This window comes from Spirochaetaceae bacterium (assembly GCA_009784515.1).
Taxonomy (GTDB): domain Bacteria; phylum Spirochaetota; class Spirochaetia; order WRBN01; family WRBN01; genus WRBN01.
The window spans coordinates 1-5,636 of the sequence record WRBN01000100.1 but is presented as its reverse complement, the minus strand read 5'-3'; the positions used below and the strand labels follow the sequence as shown (position 1 = coordinate 5,636).

General features: G+C 40.2%; 6 protein-coding genes. 3 read left to right on the top strand and 3 right to left on the bottom strand.

Annotated elements, in window-relative coordinates; all coding sequences use genetic code 11:
* Positions 1–156 precede the first annotated feature (156 nt).
* Together FWE37_08900 and FWE37_08895 are read right to left on the bottom strand one after the other, a co-directional pair.
* Positions 157–624, bottom strand: a complete 468-nt coding sequence (locus tag FWE37_08900; protein MCL2521098.1) for a hypothetical protein — start codon at positions 622–624, stop codon at positions 157–159.
* On the bottom strand, positions 625–1,203 hold the full coding sequence (locus FWE37_08895; protein ID MCL2521097.1) for a C40 family peptidase: 579 nt from the start codon (positions 1,201–1,203) through the stop codon (positions 625–627).
* Between the two features lie 111 nt (positions 1,204–1,314).
* Between FWE37_08895 and FWE37_08890 the strand changes: the two genes are divergently transcribed.
* From FWE37_08890 to FWE37_08880, 3 genes are all read left to right on the top strand, one after another.
* On the top strand, positions 1,315–1,920 hold the full coding sequence (locus tag FWE37_08890; protein MCL2521096.1) for a sugar O-acetyltransferase: 606 nt from the start codon (positions 1,315–1,317) through the stop codon (positions 1,918–1,920).
* Complete coding sequence (locus FWE37_08885; protein MCL2521095.1) at positions 1,907–3,136, top strand: DNA photolyase; 1,230 nt, start codon at positions 1,907–1,909, stop codon at positions 3,134–3,136. Before FWE37_08890 ends, FWE37_08885 begins: the two co-directional genes overlap by 14 nt.
* A gap of 206 nt (positions 3,137–3,342) precedes the next feature.
* Positions 3,343–5,157, top strand: a complete 1,815-nt coding sequence (locus tag FWE37_08880) for a methyl-accepting chemotaxis protein (GenBank protein ID MCL2521094.1) — start codon at positions 3,343–3,345, stop codon at positions 5,155–5,157.
* 68 nt (positions 5,158–5,225) lie between these two features.
* Here the strand turns inward: FWE37_08880 and pgk are convergent.
* Positions 5,226–5,636, bottom strand: a 411-nt coding sequence (gene pgk / locus FWE37_08875) for a phosphoglycerate kinase (GenBank protein ID MCL2521093.1), incomplete at its 5' end; no start/stop codon positions are given.

The window sequence follows — 5,636 nt, the reverse complement described above, 5'->3', positions numbered from 1 at the left end:
TCATCGGCACCGGCGGCCGAAAACCTATTGATATTATAAAACAAATCGATAAACTCTTCCTGAGGGGGAAGGGGCGGCGGCAATGGCTGAAGAGCAAACAGGTTTAATGGAATAAAAAATAAAACAACTAAAATTTTTTTCATAGCATCTCCATTTTTAAAAAGAAGTAAATTGTCCATTTTGGTAACTGAGGGTAGTTAGCAACTGCGGCTTGGTATCGGTTTGCCTAAAAATTTGTGCCGTTATGGCCTGCGGCGGCTGGCCATTATCGCTAAGCCACTCTACCGCTTGCTTAAACATATTGTTCCCAGAGTGCCGCAAGGTTTCGGCAATTACAAATTCTTCGTTAATACGCGGCAGCCATAACCTTACTAAAGGATTGCGTCGCGCCCGTAAATTCTCACGAATATATTCGGTAAAGGCTGTAAAGTCTATCATAACACTATAATCAACATGATTAATATTATAGTTATTAATGATAATGGTAGTAAAATCGTTAAAATCGAGCTCGGGCGGGGTCTCGTTAAATTCGCCGCGGATAAAGCGGATAAAATCACCCTGCGGAGCAAGCTGCGCATTTAATGGCAGAGTAATGATGAAAATTAAAAATAAAATTAAACGCATTTAAAACGGCCTGCCAAAACTATTAATTAATTGGCCGGCTAGCCGTTCTTGCTGTGGGTCGTTAGCCATAGGCCAGCGCAAAATAATATTTAATTGCGGGTTAGCAGGCTCACGCACATTTAGCTCTTCTTCCATCACTCTATCAAAAAAAGTGTTGTAATGAATAAAGGTAACCCGGCCGCTGGCGGCATCGAAACCGGTTACTATGCCCAAATGGGTAAGTAAATCGAAGCCGGCAGTGCGGTTAAAGGTGTTATCAAAAAAAACTAAATCTCCGGGCTGAATGCTGCTGTTGTTAACTAAAGCCCCGTTTTGACGCGCCACATTATGCAAGGTGGCCGTTAGTCCTTGCCCGGCCAAAGCGTGCCGCCAAGTTAGCTGGGTTAAATCGTGGCCGGCTTCCATAAAAATGGCCATAACAAAACCCGAGCAATCACGGTTAAACCAGCGGCCGTTACTTTGCGGTTGGCCGCGCTCCATAATAAGATAGGCAGCCGCTACCACATCTTCACGCCAGTTACTTTGAGCAATTAGTGGTAAAGCCAAGACAAAAAGAGTTATTTTTAGTATACTACGCATAAGGGTAGTGTAGCATAAAAGCCTAAAAAGAGCAATAAGTTAGCGGTAAAAGTTAAATAACATAATTGCTTTTATGGTAACTCAATATTTAAATTTGACAAGGAAAATGAAATGACCGAAAAAGAGCGTATGTTAAGCGGCAATCTTTACTCGGCAGCCGATACAGAGCTGCGGGCTATTCGTGCTCAAACTGAAGAACTACTTTATAAGTATAATAATACCTTGCGGGCTCAGGCTGATTATCGCCGTGCGTTGTTAGAGCAATTATTTGCCGGTTTTGGCCAAAACAGTCGGATTAAACCTAGTTTTAAGTGTGATTATGGGTATAACATTACCATTGGCGATAATTTTTTTGCCAATTACGACTGTATTATTTTAGATGTAGCAAAGGTTAAAATTGGCCATAATGTGCTTTTTGGTCCGCGCGTAAGTTTGTTTACTGCTAGCCACCCGATAGATGCAGCGGTGCGTAACAGCGATCTTGAGTACGGCCTGCCCATTACTATTGGTGATAATTGCTGGCTGGGCGGTAATGTAACGGTACTGGCGGGCATTACCATTGGGGATAACGTAGTGGTTGGCGCCGGCAGCGTAGTTACTAAAGATATACCTAGTAATGTGATAGCAGTCGGTAACCCGTGTAAAATTTTGTGCGAAATTACCTCTAAAGACCAGTTTTATTGGCAAGATAAAAAACGAGAATATGAACAAAGTTAGTAAATTTGAGTTATTGCAGCAAGATAAAATCTTTAATTTGCTTGGTGATAGTTATAAAAATTTTGTTTATAAACAAAACAGTTTAAGCTTTCAGCAATTAAGGCAGTTGTCTTTAATGTTTTACGATTTAACTACTTGGCAAATTAGCTTTGATGATTATTTAATTGATAATTTTAACTTTAAAGATTTTGCTCATTTTTATGAGTTAATACGCAGTGAATCATTAAATTTAAGTGAAGGTAACGCTAAAAATAATGAAATTACCGTTAATAAAAAAGAATTCCCTCTTTCGGTATTAGGTTTTTGCCCGGTAAATAGCCCTAAAACACGTTGCTGCGGCCTGTACACTCTTGATGTTGCGCAAGGTTGTGGCTTTGGCTGTGCTTATTGCGCTATACCTAGTTTTTATGATGGTGAGGGGAAAGTTACTTTACCTATCAATTTAGCCGAAATTTTAGCTAATTTAAAGTTGGATAAAACCAAACGTTACCACATTGGCAGCGGGCAAGCCAGCGATTCATTATTATATACCGGCCGTGAAGATACTAAGTTATTAATCGATTTTGCCCGGCAAAACTCTAATGTTATTCTAGAATTAAAATCTAAATCATCTAATATTCACCATTTTTTAAATTATTCTAAATTGCCTAACAATATCATCTTTAGCTGGTCGTTAAACCCGCAGCCGGTTATTAATAGCTGGGAGGCCGGTACCGCCAGTTTATCCCAGCGACTGGAGGCCGCTCAAGTTATGGCAACTAAAGCTAAGATAGGCTTTCATTTACACCCGATTATTCCCTATCAAAATTACTTAGAGGATTATCGTAATTTAGTTAAAAGTTTAATCGATAATTTTAAGCCGCAAGATATAGTTATGCTTAGTTTGGGTACCTTAACTTTTAGTAAGGCCAATTTAAAACATTTACGGCTTAAGCGCCCCAGTAATATTTATAAGTTACCGTTGGTAGAAACGGCCGGGAAATATGGTTTACCTTACAATTTAAAATTAGAGATGTTTAAAAATATTTATAATTATTTTCCTAACGATTGGCGGCAGCAAGTTTATTTTTATTTATGTATGGAAGATGAGCAACTATGGCCGGTTGTGTTTGGTTATAGTTATGCTAATAATGAGTGTTTTGAAGAAGCTATGCTTAGTTTTTATTTTAATAATATCAATAAAAATGAGCCGATTAGCTTTAGTTACAACGAGTAATAATAGGTTATTAATGCTATTAATTTTTCAACTTTACTTATAATGCTTGATTGTTGGTTAAAAATAAGATATACTTAATAAACGGCTTATAAATTTGATAGTTGCTCCTTTTTTACTTATAATACTTGCTTATTGGTTTAAGGTACTATATAATGGTAAAAAGTGGATAAATTTAACACTTATTGTTTATTAAGGAAAAAGATTATATGGTTACAAAACTTACCCCAGTTGTTAAAATAGATGAAGATAAATGTAATAATTGTTATGCTTGTATTGCCGCTTGTCCCGCTAAGTTATGTATGGACGGCTCTGGTGAAAAACTGCAAATTAACCCTAATTTGTGTATTGGTTGCGGCTGTTGTGTTGATATTTGCGGGCATGGTGCTAGGCAAATCATCGATGACGAGGCAAGTTTTTATGAGGAGCTTAAGCAAGGCGGCAAAATAGTGGCCGTTGTGGCGCCGGCTATTGCTTCTTTTTTTCCGGGTGAGTATCTTAATTTTAATGGCTACCTTAAATCGCTGGGTATTGAGGCGATATTTGATGTAGGTTTTGGAGCCGAGCTTACCGTAGCCTCTTACCTCGACCATATTAAAGAAAAGAAGCCGCGTATGGTTATTTCGCAGCCTTGCCCGGCTATCGTTAATTTTATTCAAATTTATCACCCCGAGCTGCTGCCTTACCTTGCCCCGATGGACAGCCCTATACTGCACATTATCAAGATGATTCGTAAATATTACCCTCAATATAATAATCATAAGATAGCGGTAGTTTCGCCTTGTATAGCTAAACGCCGCGAGTTTGATGAAACCGGCTTTGCCGATTACAATGTTACTATGCTGGCATTAAAAGAGAGAATGGCGGAGCACAATGTCCATCTTAGTTCCTTCCCTAAGGTAGAGTACGAAGGGCCGTTAGCCGAACGGGCAGTGCGCTTTCCTTCGCCCGGTGGCCTTTTAGAGACTGCCGAACGTTTCCAGCCGGGTATAAGGCGGCGTACCGTTAAGATTGAAGGTGTGCATGTTGTGTATCCTTATATGGAAGAAATCTCCGAGCTATTAAATAGTAACATTAACTTACCGCTGTTGCTTGACTGCCTTAACTGCGAAAAAGGTTGTAACGGCGGGCCCGGTACAGGTAACGCTAAAGTGCCTTCGGTGGTGCTGGAAAATGCTATCCACGAACGCAGCAGCCAGCTGGAAGAGTTTCATAAAACCGGTAAACGTAAGCAAGCGCTTAAAAAATACCATAAGTTGGTAAAGCAGTATTGGCAAAAAGACCTTTATAACCGCAGCTACCATGATTATTCTGCCAATAATAATCTTAAATCTCCTAACGAAGCGCAACTGGCAGAGGTTTACCGCAGTTTTGGTAAATACAAGCCGGAGGATATTTACGATTGCCCTGCTTGTGGGTACGGCACTTGTAAAGCAATGGCAACGGCTATTTTTAATAAGCTTAACAAGCCCCAAAATTGCGCTCACTATAATATGGATTTGCTGGAAAAAGAAAAGGAGCATATGGCCGAAATATTTAGTGCCTTAAAAAACATCTCAAGCCTTTTACAGCAGCAGCTTGGTATTATCAATGAACTGGGCAAAGATGCCGATACCGGTAAACAATCGATGAAAGAAACTATTGAATCGGTACAGGAAATTTCTAGGTCGATGGACGGTATCGATTCGGCCATAAAAATTATCAGTGATATTGCTACCAATACCAGCTTGCTTTCCATAAATGCCTCTATCGAGGCCGCTCATGCCGGAGCCATGGGTAAGGGCTTTGCGGTGGTAGCCGGCGAGATTCGGCGGCTCTCTGAAACGACGGGGGAAAATTCGCAAAATATCTCTAAAACACTCTCCGGTATTATTGACGGGATTAACCTTTCGTCTACGCGCTCTACCGATACAGATAATTTAATCTCTGATATGTCGGAGAAAATTAAAGTATTTGCCGCAGCTATGACCGAGCTTATTACTAACTTAAGCGAACTATCTGCCGATAGCTCCGAAATTATTTAAAATATTTAATAGTAACCCGCTTTTAATAAGCGGGTTACTATAATAAATTCATTTAATAAGGCAAAACTTTACTTATTAAGCGCTGCAATACCCGGTAAGGTTTTACCCTCTAGGTATTCTAAGCTGGCGCCACCGCCGGTGGAAACATGGCTCATTTGTGCGGCAAGACCAAACTTATTGACAGCTGCTACACTATCGCCGCCGCCAATTACGCTGGTGCCGCCGTTAGCTTTAACTTTGGCAACCATTTCGGCCAATTCTTTGGTACCTTCGGCAAAGTTGGCAAACTCAAAAACACCCACCGGGCCGTTCCATACTACCGTTTTAGCAGTAGCTATCACGTTTTGATAGGTCTCTAAGGTTTTAGGGCCAACATCTAAGCCCATCAGGTTATCGGGTAAGTTAATGTCATCTACATAGGTGGGGGCAACATCGGCAAATTCTTCGGCAGCTTGATGGTCGATAGGTAATAAAATTTG